Raw genomic sequence first — 18,870 nt, forward strand, 5'->3', positions numbered from 1 at the left:
GGTCGGCGTACCGCACCTGTGGCAGGGCCGCGCTGGCCCACCTGACCACACCTGGACCAAGAAGAGAGAGACCAGACATGCAGCGCAGCAAGACCTACCGCGCGGCCGCGGAGCAGTTCGACCAGGACGAGCTCCACGCCCCGCTGTCCGCGATCAAGATCGCCAAGACGACCAGCAAGAAGAAGTTCGACGAGACCGTCGACGTGGTCATGCGCCTCGGCGTCGACCCCCGCAAGGCCGACCAGATGGTGCGCGGCACCGTCAACCTGCCCCACGGCACCGGCAAGACCGCCCGCGTCCTGGTCTTCGCCAACGGCGACAAGGCCGAGGCGGCCCGCGAGGCCGGCGCCGACGAGGTCGGTGGCGACGAGCTGATCGAGAAGGTCAACGGCGGCTACCTCAACTTCGACGCCGTCGTGGCCACGCCCGACATGATGGGCAAGGTCGGCCGGCTCGGTCGCGTCCTGGGCCCCCGCGGCCTGATGCCGAACCCGAAGACCGGCACCGTGACGCCGGACGTGGCCAAGGCCGTGTCCGACATCAAGGGCGGCAAGATCGAGTTCCGCGTCGACCGCCACGCCAACCTGCACTTCATCATCGGCAAGGCCTCCTTCGGCGAGACCCAGCTGGCCGAGAACTACGCCGCCGCCCTCGAGGAGGTGCTGCGTCTCAAGCCGGCCAGCTCCAAGGGCCGCTACATCAAGAAGGTCACCGTCTCCACGACGATGGGCCCCGGCGTGCAGGTCGACCCCAACCGCACCAAGAACGTCGCGTCCGAGGACGAGGTCCAGGCCTGATCGCCTGAGCCTCCTTCGTACGCCGAAGGCCCGGTCCCTGCTCGACAGGGACCGGGCCTTCGTGCGTCGTGGCGCGTGGTGGGGGAGCCTCAGCTCGCGCTGAGCTGCTCGGCGGCGGCCAGCGCCACGCAGGTGGCCACACCGGCCATGGCGGTCTCGACCTGCTCGAGCGGGGGGAAGGTCGGCGCGAGCCGGATGTTGCGGTCGCGGGGGTCCTGGCCGTGCGGGAAGGACGCGCCGGCGGGGGTCAGCGCGATGCCGGCCTGCTTGGCCAGCTCGACCACGCGGGTGGCGGTGCCGTCGAGCACGTCGAGGTTGACGAAGTAGCCACCGGTGGGCCGGGTCCACTCGGCGATCTCGAGGCCCTCGAGCGTGCCGGTCAGCGCCGCGTCGACGGCGGCGAACTTGGGCGCGATCAGCGCCCGGTGCTTGCGCATGTGCTCGCGCACCCCCTCGGCGTCGCCGAAGAGCTGCACGTGGCGCAGGTGGTTGACCTTGTCGGGCCCGATCGAGGCCATCGAGAGGTGCTGCAGGAACCAGGCCTTGTTGGCCTCCGACATGGCCATGAAGGCCACCCCGGCGCCCGCCCAGGTGATCTTGGAGGTCGAGGCGAACATGACCGGCCGGTCGGGGTTCCCGGCCTCGGCGGCCAGGCCGAGCGCGTCGGCGCTGCGGACCTCCTCGTCGCCCAGGTGGTGCAGCGCGTAGGCGTTGTCCCAGAAGACCCGGAAGTCGGGAGCCGCGGTGGGCATCGACATCAGCGCCTGGGCGACGTCGGGGGAGACCACCGAGCCGGTCGGGTTGGCGTACGTCGGCACCACCCACATGCCCTTGACCGCCGGGTCGTCGGCCACCAGCGCGGCGACGGCCTCGACGTCGGGGCCGTCGTCGTGCATCGGCACGGTGAGCATCTCGATGCCGAAGTCGGCCAGCATGGAGAAGTGCCGGTCGTAGCCGGGCACCGGGCAGACGAACTTGACCACCGGCTCGTCCTTCCAGGCCCGCTCGGAGCCCGGCCCGCCCCACAGCAGCAGGTAGGTCAGTGCCTGGTGCATCATCGTCAGGCTGGAGTTGCCGCCGCAGATCAGCTGCGCCTTCTCGACCTCCAGCAGCTCGGCGAAGATCTCCCGCAGCTGCGCCAGGCCCTCGAGGCCGCCGTAGTTGCGCACGTCGGTGCCGGTGGCGTCGGTGGTGGAGGTGGGCAGGTCGAGCAGGGCGTCGGAGAGGTCCAGCTGGGCGCTGGACGGCTTGCCGCGGGTCAGGTCGAGGCCCAGGTCGCGTGCCTGCAGGGCGGCGTAGGCCTCCTGCTGGGCGGCCAGGAAGGTCGCGAGCTCGTCGGCGGACAGGGAGCGGAGCGGCGAACGCGTGGTCATGGTGACGATCCTGCCAGCCCGCCCGCGACGAGCCGATTTGGCCGGCCCCGCGTGGACGGCGTACTGTCCTGCTCGTAACCAGAGACCGCCGGTCGTCGCGCCACGCACGTGGGGTGACCGAAGGCTCCGAGTGATCGGGCGACCAGCGCAGGAGTACAGAGCACCCCGTCCATGACGGGGACCACGCCCTGAGCCTGCGCTCGGGGCGTTCGTCGTCTCAGGGCCAGGCCCACCGGACCACGGTCTCACCGTCCGGAAGGAGACCCATGGCGCGGCCAGACAAGCAGGCAGCCGTCGCAGAGATCGTTGAGCAGTTCAACACCTCTGCTGGCGCTGTGCTGACCGACTACCGCGGTCTCACCGTGAAGGAGCTGCAGGACCTGCGGCGCTCCCTCGGCGAGAACGCCAACTACGCCGTGGTCAAGAACACGCTCGCCAAGATCGCCGCCAACCAGGTGGGCATCTCCGGCTTCGACGACATCCTCGTCGGCCCCACCGCCATCGCCTTCATCGAGGGTGACGTGGTCGAGGCCGCCAAGGGTCTGCGTGACTTTGCCAAGGCCAACCCCGCCCTGATCATCAAGGGCGGCATCCTGGACGGCAGCCCGCTCTCCGCGCAGGAGGTGGCCAAGCTGGCCGACCTCGAGTCGCGCGAGGTCCTCATGGGCAAGCTGGCCGGCGCGATGCTCGCGTCGCTCCAGAACGCCGTCTCCCTGTTCCAGGCCCCGATCGCCCAGGTCGCCCGTCTCGCGGGTGCGCTGGAGTCGAAGGCCGAGCAGGACCCCTCGATCCTCGCAGGTGGTGCCGGCACCCCGGCCGCCGCCGAGGAGGCCCCGGCTGCGGCCGAGGCCCCCGCCGACGAGGCCCCCGCTGCGGCGGAGGCCTCCGACGAGGGCGACACCGCCGAGGCCTGAGCCTGACGGCTCAGCACGGCAGCACACCACCTGAAACCCGGCCGAACCGCACCTGATCGGGTGCCGGCCACCTAACGGAAGGAACCGCCACCATGGCGAAGCTCAGCACCGACGAGCTCCTCGACGCGTTCAAGGAGATGACCCTCATCGAGCTCTCCGAGTTCGTGAAGCAGTTCGAGGAGACCTTCGACGTCACCGCCGCCGCCCCGGTCGCCGTTGCCGCCGCCCCCGCCGCCGGCGGTGCCGCCGGTGGCGAGGAGGCCGCTGCGCAGGACGAGTTCGACGTCGTCCTCGAGGCCGCTGGTGACAAGAAGATCAACGTCATCAAGGAGGTGCGCGCCCTCACCTCGCTCGGCCTGAAGGAGGCCAAGGAGCTGGTCGAGGCCGCCCCCAAGGCGATCCTGGAGAAGGTCGACAAGGCTGCGGCCGAGAAGGCCAAGGAGGCCCTCGAGGGCGCCGGCGCCACCGTCACCCTCAAGTGACGACACGTCGCTGACTCCGACGACCCCCGTCGACCTCACGGTCGGCGGGGGTCGTTGCATTTGCGCAGGTCGCGCGCGGTGAAACCGTCGTCCGGGGCAGTGTCCGGGGCAGTGTCTGCGGGATGTTCGGACAAGTGGTGACGGGTTGGTCTCGAAACCCCGCGCGCGAGTGACGGAGGCGACAATAATGCGTAACCTCACGGCGCAGGCAGCGTTGTTACTGATGAGTGTGAGCCGGTCCGGGCTCCAGCACGGGGACGACGAGCGCAGACCGCGAAGGGGAGCACGGCATGGGCGTGGAGATCGAGGTCAACGACTTGACCAAGTCGTTCGGCAAGCAGCTGATCTGGGGTGACGTGTCGCTGACGATCCCGGCTGGCGAGATCTGCGTGATGCTCGGTCCTTCGGGCACCGGCAAGTCGGTGTTCCTCAAGACGCTGATCGGCCTGCTCAAGCCCGACCGCGGCTCGATCATCATCGAGGGCACCGACATCGCCTCCTGCTCCGAGCGCGAGCTCTACGAGATCCGCAAGCTCTTCGGCGTGCTGTTCCAGGACGGCGCGATGTTCGGCTCGATGAACCTCTACGACAACATCGCCTTCCCGCTGCGCGAGCACACCAAGAAGAGCGAGTCCGAGATCCGCGCGATCGTCATGGAGAAGCTCGACATCACCGGCCTGATCGGCACCGAGCACAAGCTGCCCGGCGAGATCTCGGGCGGCATGCGCAAGCGCGCCGGCCTGGCCCGGGCGCTGGTCCTCGACCCCGAGATCGTGCTCTTCGACGAGCCCGACTCGGGCCTCGACCCGGTGCGCACCTCGTTCCTCAACCAGCTCATCGTCGACCTCAACGCCCAGATCGACGCCACCTTCCTGATCGTGACCCACGACATCAACACCGCCCGCACGGTGCCCGACAACATCGGCCTGCTCTACCACAAGCACCTGGCCATGTTCGGCCCGCGCGAGATGCTGCTGAGCTCGGAGGAGCCGGTCGTGCGCCAGTTCCTCAACGCCCAGAAGATCGGTCCGATCGGCATGTCGGAGGAGAAGGACGCCGACGAGCTGGCCGCCGAGTCCGACCAGGAGCTGCCGCCGCTGCCGCCGATCCCGATGCAGCTCGAGCCCTCCAACGGCATCGCCCGCCGCTCGCAGCGCGAGCCCGGCGCCTGGTGCCGCGAGCAGGGGATCACCCCGCCGCCCGGCTCCTTCGAGGACAACATCTCCATGGCGCCCGGGGCCTGAGGGGGACCTGAGACACGTGGCATCTTCAACGGCGACCCGGGTCCTCGCGCCCGTCGGGGCCGCAGGCAACCTCTTCGCCTTCGCCCTCGACGTGGGGCGTGGGCTCTTCCGTCGTCCCTTCCAGCTGCGCGAGTTCATCCAGCAGGCCTGGTTCATCGCGTCGGTCACGATCATCCCCACGGCCCTGGTCGCGATCCCGTTCGGTGCGGTCATCGCGCTGCAGGTCGGCGGCCTGATCAAGCAGTTCGGCGCCCAGTCGTTCACCGGCTCGGCCTCGGTGCTCGCGGTGGTCCAGCAGGCGGCGCCCATCGGCACCGCCCTGCTGATCGCCGGCGCCGGTGGCTCGGCGATCGCGGCCGACCTCGGCGCCCGCAAGATCCGAGAAGAGCTCGACGCCATGATGGTGCTGGGCATCGACCCGATCCAGCGTCTCGTGGTGCCGCGCGTGCTCGCGGCGATGCTGGTCGCGGTCTTCCTCAACGGCCTGGTCAGCGTGGTGGGCGTGGCCGGCGGCTACGTCTTCAACGTCGGCCTGCAGGGCGGCACACCCGGCGCCTACATCGCCAGCTTCACCGCGCTGGCCCAGCTGCCCGACCTGTGGGTGGGGCTGCTCAAGGCGCTGATCTTCGGCATGATCGCCGCCATCGTCGCGGCCTACAAGGGCATGAACGCCAACGGCGGCCCCAAGGGCGTGGGTGACGCGGTGAACGAGTCCGTGGTCATCACCTTCGTCCTCCTGTTCATCGTCAACTTCGTCCTGAGTGCGATCTACCTCCAGGTCGTCCCCCCGAAGACGGGCTGAGGCAGATGGCAAGCATCAAGTCGGTCTACACCAAGCCCGCCGGAGCGCTCGACCGCCTCGGCGAGGAGCTGGCGTTCTACGTCCGCGCGCTGATGGCGACCCCGCGGTCGATCAAGCGCTACCCCAAGGAGATCCTGCGGATCCTCGCCGAGGTCACGCTCGGCTCGGGCGCGCTGGCGGTCATCGGCGGCACCGTCGGGGTCATCCTGGCGATGACGTTCTTCACCGGCGCCCAGGTCGGCCTCTCGGGGTACGCCGCGCTCGACCAGCTCGGCACGGCGCCGTTCGCCGGATTCGTCTCGGCGTACTTCAACACCCGCGAGATCGCCCCGCTGGTGGCCGGCATCGCCCTGGCCGCGACCGTCGGCTGCGGCTTCACCGCCCAGCTCGGCGCCATGCGCATCTCCGAGGAGGTCGACGCCCTCGAGGTGATGGCGATCCCCTCGATGCCGTTCCTGGTCACCACCCGCATCGTCGGCGGCCTGATCGCGATCATCCCGCTCTACGTGGTCGGGCTGCTGTCCTCCTACTTCGCCACCCGCCTGACCGTCACCCAGTTCTTCGGGCAGAGCGCGGGCACCTACGACCACTACTTCAACCTGTTCCTGCCACCCGGTGACGTGCTGTGGTCCTTCGGCAAGGTGCTGGTCTTCGCCGTGGCGGTGATCCTGATCCACTGCTACCACGGCTACAACGCCGGCGGCGGCCCCGCCGGGGTGGGCGTCGCGGTCGGTCGCGCGGTGCGCACGAGCATCGTGGCGGTCAACGTGATCGACCTGTTCCTGTCCATGGCCATCTGGGGCTCCAGCACGACCGTTCGCTTGGCGGGTTGAGACGATGATCCTTCGACAGTTCAAGCTCCTGGGCATCGTCTTCCTGGCGATGCTGGTGGGTGGTGCGTGGCTGACCTACGCGATCTTCACCAAGAAGTTCGTCGACTACGACGAGGTGACCCTGCAGAGCTCGCGCATCGGCCTGCAGCTGCCCGAGCGCGCCGACGTCAAGATCCGCGGCGTCATCGTGGGCGAGGTGCTCGACTACGTGCCCACCGAGGCCGGTGCCGACATCACCCTGGGTCTCTACCCCGACGAGGTCGACACGATCCCCGCGGGCGTGACCGGCTCGATCGTGCCCAAGACCCTCTTCGGCGAGAAGTACGTCTCCTTGATCATCGAGGACGACGCCGAGGTCGGCGGCCGGAGCATCGAGGCCGGCGACACCATCGACCGCACCGAGGTCGCGACCGAGGTCGAGAAGGTGCTCTCCGACCTCTACCCGCTGCTGCGCACCGTGCAGCCGGCCGAGCTCAACATGACCCTCAACGCCCTGGCCACCGCGCTCGAGGGCCGCGGCGACCAGCTCGGTGACAACCTCGAGACGCTCGACTCCTACCTCAAGCGCTTCAACCCCCAGCTGCCCGGCGCCATCGAGGACCTGCGGCTCACGGCCCAGGTCTCCGACATCTACGCCGACGTGCTGCCCGAGGTGGGACAGATCCTGCGCGACCAGGTCACCACCCTGGGCACGCTGGAGGAGCAGTCCGACACGCTCAACGCCCTGTTCCGCGACGTCAGCGCCTTCTCGGGCAGCGCGCGCACCTTCCTGGCCGAGAACGAGCAGAACCTGGTCCGGCTCGGCGAGGTCTCCGAGCCCCAGGTGCGGCTGCTGGCCAAGTACTCCCCGCAGTTCACCTGCCTGACGCGCGGCATCGTCAACGCCGGCAAGCTGCAGGCCGAGGCGTTCCGCAACTTCACCCTGCACATCGTGCTGGAGACGCTGCCCAACCAGCCGCGCCCCTACACCGCGCAGGACCAGCCCCGCTACGGCGAGGACCGCGGGCCCAACTGCCTCAACCTGCCCACCCCGCCCGGAAGCCAGGAGAACCCGAACCAGGTGCAGCCCGACATGGACGACGGCGTCGACGAGCCGACCGGCAAGGGCACCAGCAGGGTCGCGCCCGGCTTCGCCTTCGAGCAGGGCTACGCCGGCAGTGCCGCCGAGACCGACCTGCTGCGCTCCCTGCTCGCCCCGGGCATGGGCGTGAGCACCGGTGACGTGCCCGACCTCGGTGCGCTGCTGCTGGCCCCGATGGCGCGTGGCGCGGAGGTGAGCCTGCGATGAGGAAGCTGCTCGACGCCCAGACCTTCAGCGCCCTGGTCAAGCTGCTCGTCTTCGTGGTGATCACGACGATGGCCACCGGCGTCCTGATCATCACCATCGGCAACATCTCCTTCGCCGGATCCGACGAGTACCAGGCCGAGTTCGTCGACGCGACGGGCGTGGTCTCCGGTGACGACGTCCGGGTCGCGGGCGTCAAGGTCGGCACCGTCACCGACGTGGAGGTCGTCGACCGCAACCGTGCCCTGGTCAGCTTCGACCTCGAGGACGAGGTGAGCCTGACCCAGTCGAGCCGTGCCTCGATCCGCTACCGCAACCTGGTCGGCCAGCGCTACATCTCGCTGACCCAGCAGGTGGGGGACACCGAGCAGCTCGAGCCGGGCGGCACGATCGACGTCTCCAACACCTCTCCCGCGCTCGACCTGACGGTGCTCTTCAACGGCTTCAAGCCCCTCTTCCAGGCACTCTCGCCGGCCGACGTCAACAAGCTCTCCTACGAGGTCGTCCAGGTCTTCCAGGGCGAGGGCGGCACGCTCGAGAGCCTGCTGGCCAGCACCGCCTCGGTGACCAGCACGCTGGCCGACCGAGACGAGCTGATCAGCGACCTGATCAGCAACCTCGACCAGGTCCTCGACAACCTCGGCGACCGCGACGACCAGCTCAGCGACCTGATCCTGAACTTCCGGACCCTGGTCAAGGGGCTCAAGCAGGACCGCGGCGCGATCCTCGGGTCGCTGGAGCAGATCTCGGCGCTCTCGGAGGAGACCGCCGACCTGGTCGGCGGCATCCGCCAGCCCTTCACCAACGACATCAAGCAGCTGCGCCGCTTCGCGGGCAACATCAACCGCAACAAGAGCGAGCTCGACCGCGCCCTGCAGGTGCTGCCCATCAAGCTGACCAAGGTCGGGCGCACCGCGATCTACGGCAGCTACTTCAACTTCTTCCTGTGCGGCTTCGAGGGTCGGGTCCGGCTCCCGGGCGGGCAGGCGGTGCCGGTCGACTTCAAGACCGGTGCGGAGAGGTGTGATCTCGGATGACCCCCTTCCGTGAGCGCAACCCGGTGATCATCGGGCTGGTGAGCATGAGCGTGCTGGCCGTGCTGCTGGTCGCGGCGTTCCGTGCCCAGGACCTGCCGGTGATCGGCGGTGGCGACACCTACTACGCCGAGTTCGCCGAGGCCGGCGGGCTGCAGTCCGACGACGAGGTCCGCATCGCCGGCGTGCGCGTGGGCCAGGTCAAGAGCATCGAGCTGGCCGACGGCGTGGTCCGGGTGGCCTTCCAGGTCAAGACCGACTCCGGCTTCGGCCCCGACAGCCGTGCCGACATCAAGGTCAAGACCCTCCTGGGCTCGATGTACATCTCCCTGGACCCCGCCGGGTCGGGTCAGCTCGAGGAGGGCGCGACGATCCCGGTCGAGCGCACCTCGTCGCCCTTCGACGTGGTGGAGGCCTTCGAGGGCCTCGCCGACACCGCGGGCGACATCGACACCGACCAGCTGGCTCGGTCGCTGACCACGCTGGCCGACCTGACCCGCAACACGCCCGAGGAGTTCCGGGCCGCCCTCGACGGCGTCTCCCGGCTCTCGACCAACATCGCGGACAAGAACGAGGAGATCGGCAGCCTGCTGCAGAACCTCGAGCGGGTCTCCTCGGTGCTCGACGACCGCGACGAGGACCTCGTCGACCTGATGTCCGACGCCGACGTGCTGTTCCAGGCGCTGGTGGCGCGTCGCGACCAGATCCACCGCCTGCTGGTCTCGACCCAGGAGCTCTCGCGCGAGCTCACGCGCCTGGTGCGCGACACCCGGGGCGACCTCGAGCCGGCTCTGCAGGAGCTCGAGGACGTGCTGGCCGTGCTGAACAAGAACGAGGACAACATCGACGACAGCATCCGGTTGATGGCCCCCTTCTACCGGGTCTTCACCAACACCCTGGGCAGCGGTCCCTGGTTCGACACCTACATCCAGAACCTGCCCCCGGTCCCCGAGGTCCTCAACGGAGGTGGCATCTCGTGAGCGTCTTCCGCCGCTTCGCCGCGCCGCTGGTCATCGTCTCCCTGCTGGTCGCCGCCGCCCTGACCTTCCTGGGGGGCGAGGACCGCAAGATGCTCACCGCCCAGTTCCCGCGCACGGTCTCGGTCTACGAGGGCTCCGACGTGCGGATCCTGGGAGTGCCGGTCGGCCAGGTCGAGACCGTGGTGCCCTCGGGCACCGAGGTCGTGGTGACCATCTCCTACGACGCCGACGTGCAGGTGCCGGCCGACGCCAGCGCCGTCATCATCGCCCCCTCCATCGTGGGCGACCGCTACATCCAGCTGACCCCGGTCTACGAGGAGGGCGACGAGCTGGCCGAGGGCGAGATCCTCGGCGTCGACCGCACGTCCGTGCCGCTCGAGCTCGACGACATCTACGCCAGCCTCGACCGCCTCAACGTCGCGCTGGGCCCCGACGGCGCCAACAAGAACGGTGCCCTCACCGACCTCCTCGAGGTCACCGCCGAGAACTTCGGCGGCCAGGGCGCGCAGTTCAAGCAGACGATCGGCGACTTCAGCCGCCTCTCCGAGACCCTCGACGACAACAAGGACGCGCTGTTCGACTCGCTGGCCGAGGTGCAGTCCTTCGTCAGCACGCTGGCCGAGAACGACGCCACGGTGCGCCAGTTCAACCGGTCGCTGGCCGACGTCTCCGAGCTGCTGGCCGGTGAGCGCGACGAGCTCGCGGGCTCGCTGGCCAACCTGTCCACCGCGCTGGGGGAGGTCAACGACTTCGTCAAGACCAACCGCGAGGTGCTCGGACGCGACATCAAGGGCCTCAACCGGGTGGCCAAGGTGCTGGTCAAGCAGCGCGCCAACCTCGACGAGGTGCTCGGCACCGCGCCCCTGGCGCTGAACAACCTGTACCTGACCTACAACCCGCAGGCGGGCACGCTCGACACCAACGCCAACATCGGCAACCTCGAGAGCCAGCTCGTGAACGATCCCTCGCTCCTGCTGTGCACCGTGGTCAACTCCGTGGACCCGACGGGGGGCCTGTGCGACGTCGTCCAGGACACCCTGCCGCGTCCGGTGGCCCTCGACGTGCTGCGCGGCGAGCCGACCGGCGCCACCGCGGGACCCGACCCGTTCGACCAGACCCTGGGTGGTCTCGTGGAGGTGAACCGCTGATGCGCCGGACCCGACTCGTGCTGGCGATGCTGGCGGCGTCGCTGACCCTGAGCGCCTGCGACTTCGACGTCTACCAGCTGCCGCTGCCCGGAGGCACCGACACCGGGGACGACCCCATCGTGGTCACCGCCCAGTTCCGTGACGTCCTCGACCTGGTGCCCAAGTCGACGGTCAAGCTCAACGAGATCGACGTCGGCAAGGTGCTCGACGTCGAGCTCGACGGCACCGTGGCCGAGGTGACCATGGAGCTGCGCGGCGACACCGAGCTGCCCGACGCGCCCCTGGCCGAGATCCGCCAGACCAGCCTGCTCGGCGAGAAGTTCGTCTCGCTCTCGGCGCCCGCCGACGGTGGCAGCGGCGAGCTCGGTGACGGCGACGTCATCCCGCTCGAGCGCACCGGACGCAACCCCGAGGTCGAGGAGGTGCTCGGCGCGCTCAGCCTGGTCCTCAACGGCGGCGGGGTGGCCCAGCTCAAGACCATCACCCAGGAGCTGAACCTGGCCCTCGAGGGCCGCGAGGACGCGGTCAAGTCCGTGCTGGGCCAGATCGACACGTTCGTGGGCACCCTCGACGCCAACAAGGGCGACATCGTCAACGCGATCGGCCGGCTCAACGACCTCGCGATCGCGGTGCGCGGCCAGCAGGACGACATCAACCTGGCTCTCGAGGAGCTGCCGACCGCGCTGACCTCGCTGGACCGCCAGCGCGAGGACCTGGTCACCATGCTCCAGGCCCTCGACCGCCTCGGCGACGTGGGGGTGCGGGTGATCCGTGCGACCAAGAAGGACACCATCGCCACCCTGACCCAGCTGCAGCCGGTGCTCACCGAGCTCGCCGACTCCGGCGACGCCTTCGTCAAGGCGTTCAACGTGTTCCTGACCTACCCGTTCGTCGACGAGGTCGTGGGCCGCGACCCGCAGGTCGCCCGCAACCTGCACATGGGCGACTACACCAACCTCGACGTCCAGCTCGAGGTCGACCTGTCGGGCGGCATCACCGGTGCTCCCAGCGAGCTGCCCACCGTGCTGCCCACCGACCTCGACCCGACCAAGGTGCTGGGCGACGTGGCCAAGTGCCTGCAGAGCGGCAGCCTCACCTCGAAGGCGTGCGCCAAGGTGCTCGCGACCCCCGAGAAGCTGCTGAAGCTGCAGGAGGTCTGCCTGAAGAAGAAGAACAAGGACACGGTGGTCTGCGAGATCATCAACGCCAACCTGCCCGGCCTGCCGGCCGCGCCCGGCGGAGGCGGCGGTGAGGGCGGCGGACTGCCCGAGCTGCCCCTCGTCGGGGGCCTGCTGCGCCCCGGCTTCGACCCCGACCGCGGCCCGACCCTGGGCCAGCTCGCCGAGATCTACGACGAGGACCTCGTGACCCTGCTCGTGCCCGGGATGGTGGCCCGATGATCACCCGCCGCACCAAGCTCCAGCTGATGGTCTTCGTGATCATCACGCTGGTCGGCGTCTCCTACGTCGGTGCCCGCTACGCGCGCCTCGACCGGCTGTTCTACGACAGCTCCTACACCGTGGTGGCGCACTTCGAGCGCTCCGGCGGCATCTTCGCCGGCGGCGAGGTGACCTACCGCGGCGTGGGCATCGGTCGCGTCGAGAAGCTCGAGCTCACCGACGAGGGCGTCGACGTGCACCTCTCGATCGAGAACGACTACGACAGCATCCCGGCCGACACCCTGGCCGTCGTGGGCAACCGCTCCGCGGTGGGCGAGCAGTACGTCGAGCTGCAGCCCGAGGTCGAGACCGAGCCGTACCTCGAGCAGGGCTCCGAGATCGCCGCCGAGGACACCCGCACGCCGATCCAGACCGAGACGCTGCTGGAGAACCTGTCCACGACCGTCTCCTCGGTCGACCGGGGAGCCCTGCGCACCACGGTCAAGGAGTTCGCCGACGCCTTCGGTGGCACCGGCGAGGACCTGCAGCGCATCATCGACACCGGCAACTCCTTCATCGAGACCGCCAACGACAACTTCGACGTCACCACCGCACTGATCCGCGACTCCAACGTGGTGCTCAACGGACAGATCGCCTCCGAGAGTGCGATCCGGACCTTCGCCGACCAGCTGTCGCTCTTCTCCGGCACGCTCGCCGACGCCGACCCCGACCTGCGCCGCCTGATCGCCAACGGCTCGCCCGCCGCGGTGCAGCTGCGCGGGCTCATCGAGGACAACCGGGTCGAGCTCGGCAGCCTCATCAACAACCTCGTCACCACCGGCGAGGTCGTGGTGCGCCACCTCGACGGCATCGAGCAGATCCTGGTGATCTACCCCTACGTCGTGGAGGGTGGCTTCACGGTCGTCTCGAAGTCGCCCGACACGGGGCTCTTCGACGCCCACTTCGGGATGATCATCACCGACAACCCGATCTGCCGCAACGGCTACCAGAGCACCGACACGCGCCCGCCGCAGAACGGCGAGAACCGCCCGATGAACGAGGACGCACGCTGCGAGGAGCCGCCCACGGTCAGCAACGCCCGTGGCGCGCAGAACATCTACCCCCGACCGGCGGCGTCCTACGACCCGTCGTCGGTGGTGGCCTCCTTCGACCCCGACACCGGCGAGCTGACCTGGGGCGAGCGCCCTCCGGCCGCGTTGTCGGCACCGGGTAGCGTGGCCCCGCCCACGCTCGGTAAGGAGTCCTGGAAGTGGCTGTTCCTCCAGCCGCTCGTCGCCGACAGGTGACGAGCGACCCGGCCCCCTCCGGCGACCCCGCAGCACCCCAGCAGTCCCGCACCGCCTCGCCCGGCTTCCGCCTGGCGCTGGCCGGGCTGCTCGGCGTGCTGCTGGTCGCCGGCATCGCCATGGTGGGCTACGTGGTGGCCACCCGCAGCTCCAGCGCCGAGGGGAACCTCGCCGAGCGAGTCTCCAACGTGGCGCAGGGCCGCAACGAGATCCAGGAGGAGCGCGAGCGCGTGATGGAGGTGGCCAGCCAGTTCATGCTGCGGGTCAACACCTACGGCCCCGACCTCCTCGACGACGACGGGCGGATGCCCGAGTACCGCGAGCTGGTCAGCGAGCTGATCACCGCCAAGTTCCGCACCGACTTCGAGGAGCAGGTGGGCACGGCCGAGCAGACCGTCGCCGAGGCCGGGCTGGGCCGCAGCAGCGAGGTCTACGCCGTGGGCGTCTCGACGCTCGACACCGACTCCGCCACCGCCCTGGTCGCGGGCCAGTTCACCAACTCCTACCCCCAGGGCGACGACCAGGAGCGGGCCGAGTCCGCACCCGCACAGTTCCGGGTCCGGGTCGAGCTGGTGAAGGTCGGCGGGGAGTGGCAGGTCGACGCCTTCGCGCCGGTCACCGGCCAGGGCGTGCTGCCTACGGACCCGCTCGAGCCGGTCGAGCCCGACGACGGCCAGGACAGCGACGGGGGAGAGCAGTGAGCGCCACCGGAGCCAGCTGGTACGACGTGCTGGGCGTCGAGCCCGGCGCCAGCACCGAGGAGATCCGGGCCGCATGGCGCTCGGGGATCGCCGACCTCGACCCCAGCGAGCGCCGCTTCCGCCTGCTCAACCAGGCCGCGGAGGTGCTGCTCGACCCCGCGCGGCGTGCCGAGCACGACGCGGCCCTGGCCCGGGAGGAGCGCGAGCCCGACGAGCCCAGCGAGCCCAGCGAGCCCAGCGAGCCCGCAGGCGTCGCCCCCGCCGCCGACGCCCCCGCGTCGAGGCCGGCTGAGAGCGCGAGCCGGCTGCCGCTGGTGCCCGGGTGGGCGCTCGTGGTGCTCGCGGTGCTGGCCGTGCTGTCGGTGGGGGCCGCGACGCTGGTGTGGGCCCAGCCCAACGAGCGCGTGGTGGCCTCGGCGAACGGCGGCAACGAGATCGAGGAGTCGGCCGAGCAGGCCCGGGCGGTCGCCGAGCGCGCCGTGGGCCCGGTGCTCTCCTACGACTACCGCTCCTTCGAGGAGTCCACCGCGGCGGCGCGGTCGTACATGACCACCGCCTACCAGGAGGACTACGACAAGCTCGTCGCCGCCCTCGAGCCGAACCTCGAGGAGGTCCAGCCCGTCGTCGAGGTCGAGGTAGTCGACTCCGCGGTGGTGCGCACCAGCGGCGACCGCGTCGACGTGCTGGTCTTCGTCAACCGGCCCACGCTGCGCAAGGGCATGGACGAGCCGGAGATCTACAAGGACCAGGTCACCCTGCGGATGGTGCGCGAGGACGGCCAGTGGCTGGTCGGCGACCTGTCCACCAACCAGTTGCAGGAGTGAGCCGACCCGGCGAGGGTGCTTGACCCGGCCCGGCGCAGGGCTCATCATCATCGGGACATCCATCGTCTCGGTGCGTGCAGATCTTGTCGCGCCTGTGATCTTCGGGTAACGTAGCGCTTTGCGCCTGCCCTCAAATGCCCTCTAGCCTGCCCGGTGGCTGTGTGGTGGTGGACTGGCGCCATCGATGAGCAGACCCGTCGAAGGACTCACTCTTGGCCGCGCGCTCCGCATCCGCCGTTTCTCGTGCAACCCGCCGCATCTCGTTCGCGAAGATCGCCGAACCTCTCGAGGTTCCCCAGCTCCTCTCCCTCCAGACCGACAGCTTCGACTGGCTGGTCGGCAACGACAAGTGGACCGCCGAGGTCGAGCGTCGCCGTGCCAACGGTGACGACGTCTCGGAGAAGTCCGGTCTGACCGAGATCTTCGAGGAGATCTCGCCGATCGAGGACTTCAGCGAGACCATGTCGCTCTCGTTCGAGAACCCGGTCTTCTACGACCCGAAGTACACCGTGGACGAGTGCAAGGAGAAGGACTTCACCTACTCCGCCCCGCTCTACGTCTCGGCGGAGTTCACCAACAACGACACCGGTGAGATCAAGGGCCAGACGGTCTTCATGGGCGACTTCCCGCTCATGACCCCCAAGGGCACGTTCGTCATCAACGGCACCGAGCGCGTCGTGGTCTCCCAGCTGGTCCGCAGCCCGGGCGTCTACTTCGAGCGCTCGGCCGACAAGACGTCCGACAAGGACATCTACACCGCCAAGCTCATCCCCAGCCGCGGTGCGTGGTTGGAGTTCGAGATCGACAAGCGCGACCTCGTCGGTGTGCGGCTGGACCGCAAGCGCAAGCAGAACGTCACGGTGCTGCTCAAGGCCCTCGGCTGGACCAACGAGCAGATCCGCGAGGAGTTCGGCCAGTACGAGTCGATGATGCTCACGCTGGAGAAGGACCACACCGAGACGCAGAAGGACGCGCTGCTCGACATCTACCGCAAGCTGCGTCCGGGCGAGCCCCCCACCGAGGAGGCCGCCCAGACCCTGCTGACCAACTACTACTTCAACCCCAAGCGCTACGACCTGGCCAAGGTCGGTCGCTACAAGATCAACAAGAAGCTCGGGCTGACCGAGGCCTTCGACCAGCAGACGCTGACCGTCGACGACGTCGTCGCCGCGATCCGCTACATCGTCGCGCTGCACGACGGTCGCGAGCAGGTCGAGGCGCCGGCCGGCGCGCTCGACATCGCCGCCGACGACATCGACCACTTCGGCAACCGCCGCATGCGCACCGTGGGCGAGCTGATCCAGAACCAGCTGCGCACCGGTCTGGCCCGCATGGAGCGCGTGGTCCGCGAGCGGATGACCACCCAGGACGTCGAGGCCATCACGCCGCAGTCCCTGATCAACATCCGCCCGGTGGTCGCGGCGCTGAAGGAGTTCTTCGGCACCTCGCAGCTGAGCCAGTTCATGGACCAGACCAACCCGATCGCGGGACTGACGCACAAGCGTCGCCTCTCCGCGCTGGGCCCCGGTGGACTCTCGCGCGACCGCGCCGGCATGGAGGTCCGCGACGTGCACCCGTCGCACTACGGCCGCATGTGTCCCATCGAGACCCCTGAGGGCCCGAACATCGGCCTGATCGGCTCGCTGGCCTCCTACGGGCGCATCAACCCGTTCGGCTTCGTGGAGACGCCCTACCGCAAGGTCGTCGAGGGCCAGGTCACCGACCAGATCGACTACCTGACCGCCGACGACGAGGACCGCTACGTCATCGCGCAGGCCAACGCCCAGCTCGACGACGACCTGCGCTTCGTCAACGAGCGCGTGCTGGTGCGCCAGCGCGACGGCGAGGTCTCGGAGATCCTGGCCGGCGAGATCGACTACATGGACGTCTCGCCGCGCCAGATGGTCTCGGTCGCGACCGCGCTGATCCCGTTCCTCGAGCACGACGACGCCAACCGTGCGCTCATGGGCGCCAACATGCAGCGTCAGGCCGTCCCGCTGATCCGCAGCGACAGCCCGCTGGTCGGCACCGGCATGGAGTACCGCGCCGCGGTCGACGCCGGCGACGTGGTCGTGGCCGAGAAGGCCGGTGTCGTCAAGGACGTCTCCGCCGACCTGGTCGAGACCATGAACGACGACGGCAGCTACTCCAGCTACAAGCTGGCGAAGTTCCGCCGCTCCAACCAGGGCACCTGCATCAACCAGCGTCCCCTGGTCGCCGAGGGCGACCGCCTCGAGGTCGGCAGCCCGATCGCCGACGGCCCCTGCACCGACGAGGCCGAGATGGCGCTGGGCACCAACCTGCTCGTCGCCTTCATGCCGTGGCAGGGCCACAACTACGAGGACGCGATCATCCTCTCCCAGCGCCTGGTGCAGGAGGACGTCCTCACCTCGATCCACATCGAGGAGCACGAGGTCGACGCCCGCGACACCAAGCTGGGCCCCGAGGAGATCACCCGGGACATCCCGAACATCTCCGAGGAGGGTCTGGCCGACCTCGACGAGCGCGGCATCATCCGCATCGGTGCCGAGGTCGTGACCGGCGACATCCTCGTCGGCAAGGTCACGCCCAAGGGCGAGACCGAGCTGACCCCCGAGGAGCGCCTGCTGCGCGCGATCTTCGGCGAGAAGGCGCGCGAGGTGCGCGACACCTCGATGAAGGTCCCGCACGGCGAGTCGGGCACCGTCATCGGCGTGCGCGTCTTCGACCGCGAGGACGGCGACGAGCTGCCCCCGGGCGTCAACCAGCTGGTCCGCGTCTACGTGGCCCAGAAGCGCAAGATCTCGGTGGGCGACAAGCTCGCCGGTCGCCACGGCAACAAGGGCGTCATCGCCAAGATCCTGCCGATCGAGGACATGCCGTTCATGGAGGACGGCACCCCGGTCGACGTCGTGCTCAACCCCCTGGGCGTGCCGCGACGGATGAACATCGGCCAGATCCTCGAGCTGCACCTGGGCTGGCTGGCCAAGCAGGGCTGGAACCTCGACCTCGCCGACGACACCTCGGACGCCGACTGGAAGCAGCGGCTGATGAAGATCCACGTCGACAAGGCCGAGCCCGGCACCAAGGTCGCCACCCCGGTCTTCGACGGTGCGCGCGAGGACGAGATCACCGGGCTGCTCGGCTCGACGATCCCCAACCGCGACGGCGTGCGGATGATCGACGCGACCGGCAAGGCCGACCTGTTCGACGGCCGCTCCGGCGAGCCGTTCCCGGACCCGGTCTCGGTGGGCTACATGTACATCCTCAAGCTGCACCACCTGGTGGACGACAAGATCCACGCGCGCAGCACCGGCCCCTACTCGATGATCACCCAGCAGCCGCTCGGCGGTAAGGCCCAGTTCGGTGGCCAGCGCTTCGGTGAGATGGAGGTCTGGGCGATGGAGGCGTACGGCGCCGCCTACGCCCTGCAGGAGCTGCTGACGATCAAGTCCGACGACGTGCCGGGTCGCGTCAAGGTCTACGAGGCCATCGTCAAGGGCGAGAACATCCCCGACTCGGGCATCCCCGAGTCGTTCAAGGTGCTCGTCAAGGAGATGCAGTCGCTGTGCCTGAACGTGGAGGTCCTCTCCCAGGACGGCACCAGCATCGAGCTGCGTGACGCGGAGGAGGACGTCTTCCGCGCCGCCGAGGAGCTCGGCATCGACCTGTCGCGTCGCGAGCCGAGCTCGGTCGAAGAGGTGTGAGCACGGTGGCCGGCGCGCTCGTCGCGCCGGCCCCCCCCCCCCCCCCCCCCGGGCGACCTTTTTAAAGAACCCAGGGAGGGG

The 18,870-nt window shown here is 69.2% G+C and carries 16 protein-coding genes; 15 read left to right on the forward strand and 1 reads right to left on the reverse strand.

Annotation, left to right across the window (positions count from 1 at the left end):
- Positions 1-77: 77 nt before the first annotated feature.
- Positions 78-797 (forward strand): 50S ribosomal protein L1, encoded by a 720-nt coding sequence (gene rplA, locus QWJ41_RS02390; protein ID WP_302705566.1) that lies wholly within the window; start codon positions 78-80, stop codon positions 795-797.
- 89 nt (positions 798-886) lie between these two features.
- Here rplA and QWJ41_RS02395 read toward each other — a convergent pair whose 3' ends face one another.
- Complete coding sequence (locus QWJ41_RS02395) at positions 887-2,170, reverse strand: aspartate aminotransferase type Ic (RefSeq protein ID WP_302705567.1); 1,284 nt, start codon at positions 2,168-2,170, stop codon at positions 887-889.
- Between the two features lie 266 nt (positions 2,171-2,436).
- Here QWJ41_RS02395 and rplJ point away from each other — a divergent pair, with 266 nt between their 5' ends.
- The 14 genes from rplJ (at position 2,437) to rpoB (ending at position 18,789) form a co-directional block, all read left to right on the forward strand.
- Positions 2,437-3,084, forward strand: a complete 648-nt coding sequence (rplJ, locus tag QWJ41_RS02400; protein ID WP_302705568.1) for a 50S ribosomal protein L10 — start codon at positions 2,437-2,439, stop codon at positions 3,082-3,084.
- 92 nt (positions 3,085-3,176) lie between these two features.
- Positions 3,177-3,566 (forward strand): 50S ribosomal protein L7/L12, encoded by a 390-nt coding sequence (gene rplL, locus QWJ41_RS02405; protein ID WP_193668657.1) that lies wholly within the window; start codon positions 3,177-3,179, stop codon positions 3,564-3,566.
- A gap of 290 nt (positions 3,567-3,856) precedes the next feature.
- Complete coding sequence (locus QWJ41_RS02410; RefSeq protein WP_302705569.1) at positions 3,857-4,810, forward strand: ABC transporter ATP-binding protein; 954 nt, start codon at positions 3,857-3,859, stop codon at positions 4,808-4,810.
- A 16-nt stretch (positions 4,811-4,826) separates the two neighbouring features.
- Entirely contained in the window at positions 4,827-5,612 is a 786-nt protein-coding gene (locus QWJ41_RS02415) for an MlaE family ABC transporter permease (protein WP_302705570.1), read from the forward strand.
- A 5-nt stretch (positions 5,613-5,617) separates the two neighbouring features.
- Positions 5,618-6,445, forward strand: a complete 828-nt coding sequence (locus QWJ41_RS02420) for an MlaE family ABC transporter permease (protein WP_302705571.1) — start codon at positions 5,618-5,620, stop codon at positions 6,443-6,445.
- Between the two features lie 4 nt (positions 6,446-6,449).
- Entirely contained in the window at positions 6,450-7,733 is a 1,284-nt protein-coding gene (locus QWJ41_RS02425; RefSeq protein ID WP_302705572.1) for an MCE family protein, read from the forward strand.
- Positions 7,730-8,767 carry an MCE family protein gene (locus QWJ41_RS02430; RefSeq protein ID WP_302705573.1) on the forward strand — a complete coding sequence of 346 codons (1,038 nt, stop codon included), beginning with the start codon at positions 7,730-7,732 and terminating at the stop codon, positions 8,765-8,767. The genes QWJ41_RS02425 and QWJ41_RS02430 overlap by 4 nt, the downstream gene beginning before the upstream one ends.
- On the forward strand, positions 8,764-9,744 hold the full coding sequence (locus tag QWJ41_RS02435; protein WP_302705574.1) for an MCE family protein: 981 nt from the start codon (positions 8,764-8,766) through the stop codon (positions 9,742-9,744). Before QWJ41_RS02430 ends, QWJ41_RS02435 begins: the two co-directional genes overlap by 4 nt.
- Complete coding sequence (locus QWJ41_RS02440; protein WP_302705575.1) at positions 9,741-10,892, forward strand: MCE family protein; 1,152 nt, start codon at positions 9,741-9,743, stop codon at positions 10,890-10,892. The genes QWJ41_RS02435 and QWJ41_RS02440 overlap by 4 nt, the downstream gene beginning before the upstream one ends.
- Complete coding sequence (locus QWJ41_RS02445; RefSeq protein ID WP_302705576.1) at positions 10,892-12,292, forward strand: MCE family protein; 1,401 nt, start codon at positions 10,892-10,894, stop codon at positions 12,290-12,292. The genes QWJ41_RS02440 and QWJ41_RS02445 overlap by 1 nt, the downstream gene beginning before the upstream one ends.
- Positions 12,289-13,578: an MCE family protein gene (locus QWJ41_RS02450; protein ID WP_302705577.1), complete on the forward strand. Its 1,290-nt coding sequence runs from the start codon at positions 12,289-12,291 to the stop codon at positions 13,576-13,578. The genes QWJ41_RS02445 and QWJ41_RS02450 overlap by 4 nt, the downstream gene beginning before the upstream one ends.
- Positions 13,575-14,279: a hypothetical protein gene (locus QWJ41_RS02455; RefSeq protein ID WP_302705578.1), complete on the forward strand. Its 705-nt coding sequence runs from the start codon at positions 13,575-13,577 to the stop codon at positions 14,277-14,279. The genes QWJ41_RS02450 and QWJ41_RS02455 overlap by 4 nt, the downstream gene beginning before the upstream one ends.
- Positions 14,276-15,103: a J domain-containing protein gene (locus QWJ41_RS02460; protein WP_302705579.1), complete on the forward strand. Its 828-nt coding sequence runs from the start codon at positions 14,276-14,278 to the stop codon at positions 15,101-15,103. The genes QWJ41_RS02455 and QWJ41_RS02460 overlap by 4 nt, the downstream gene beginning before the upstream one ends.
- Before the next feature lie 212 nt (positions 15,104-15,315).
- Positions 15,316-18,789 (forward strand): DNA-directed RNA polymerase subunit beta, encoded by a 3,474-nt coding sequence (rpoB, locus tag QWJ41_RS02465; RefSeq protein WP_302705580.1) that lies wholly within the window; start codon positions 15,316-15,318, stop codon positions 18,787-18,789.
- Positions 18,790-18,870 lie beyond the last annotated feature (81 nt).

Origin of the sequence: Nocardioides cremeus, assembly GCF_030518195.1 — a bacterium.
In the GTDB taxonomy this organism is placed as follows: Bacteria; Actinomycetota; Actinomycetes; order Propionibacteriales; family Nocardioidaceae; genus Nocardioides; species Nocardioides cremeus.

Bases quoted from the DNA above. Each gene is read 5' to 3' on its own strand.
- QWJ41_RS02410 (WP_302705569.1), top strand. From the start codon at position 3,857: ATGGGCGTGGAGATCGAGGTCAACGACTTGACCAAGTCGTTCGGCAAG.
- rplJ (WP_302705568.1), top strand. From the start codon at position 2,437: ATGGCGCGGCCAGACAAGCAGGCAGCCGTCGCAGAGATCGTTGAGCAG.
- QWJ41_RS02450 (WP_302705577.1), top strand. From the start codon at position 12,289: ATGATCACCCGCCGCACCAAGCTCCAGCTGATGGTCTTCGTGATCATC.
- QWJ41_RS02435 (WP_302705574.1), top strand. From the start codon at position 8,764: ATGACCCCCTTCCGTGAGCGCAACCCGGTGATCATCGGGCTGGTGAGC.
- QWJ41_RS02420 (WP_302705571.1), top strand. From the start codon at position 5,618: ATGGCAAGCATCAAGTCGGTCTACACCAAGCCCGCCGGAGCGCTCGAC.
- QWJ41_RS02395 (WP_302705567.1), bottom strand. From the start codon at position 2,170: ATGACCACGCGTTCGCCGCTCCGCTCCCTGTCCGCCGACGAGCTCGCG.
- rplL (WP_193668657.1), top strand. From the start codon at position 3,177: ATGGCGAAGCTCAGCACCGACGAGCTCCTCGACGCGTTCAAGGAGATG.
- QWJ41_RS02445 (WP_302705576.1), top strand. From the start codon at position 10,892: ATGCGCCGGACCCGACTCGTGCTGGCGATGCTGGCGGCGTCGCTGACC.
- rplA (WP_302705566.1), top strand. From the start codon at position 78: ATGCAGCGCAGCAAGACCTACCGCGCGGCCGCGGAGCAGTTCGACCAG.
- QWJ41_RS02430 (WP_302705573.1), top strand. From the start codon at position 7,730: ATGAGGAAGCTGCTCGACGCCCAGACCTTCAGCGCCCTGGTCAAGCTG.
- QWJ41_RS02425 (WP_302705572.1), top strand. From the start codon at position 6,450: ATGATCCTTCGACAGTTCAAGCTCCTGGGCATCGTCTTCCTGGCGATG.